General features: G+C 50.0%; 1 protein-coding gene. It reads left to right on the top strand.

Going from position 1 to position 310, the window contains the following annotated elements:
* Positions 1-306 (top strand): amino acid kinase family protein (locus tag CHH91_RS18250; protein ID WP_483372414.1); only part of this gene is annotated, 306 nt, incomplete at its 5' end.
* Between the last annotated feature and the right edge of the window lie 4 nt (positions 307-310).

Here is a 310-nt window from a genome sequence, read left to right as displayed (position 1 = left end):
AATGCAGATACTGCGGCTGCTGCGGTCGCTAAAGCGAGCAAAGCGGAGGAGCTCGTATTCGTCACTGATGTAGACGGTGTCCAAAAAGACGGGAAAGTCATTGAGGAAATGGATGAGGTTTTGGCCAAGCGCTATATAGAAGAGGGCGTTATCTATGGAGGAATGGTGCCAAAAGTGAACGCATGTTTAGACAGTTTAAGCGGGGCATTGACGAAAGCACGGATTGTCAGCGGCAAAAAGGCGTATCACCCTTCCGCAGGGACGGCGATTGTCAAACCAAGTAACGTCCTTACATCGGGCGCTTAAAGAA

This window comes from Virgibacillus sp. 7505 (assembly GCF_002272135.1).
Classification (GTDB): domain Bacteria; phylum Bacillota; class Bacilli; order Bacillales; family Amphibacillaceae; genus Terribacillus.
The sequence above is the reverse complement of the archived record's forward strand: the minus strand, read 5'-3'. Positions and strand labels throughout refer to the sequence as shown.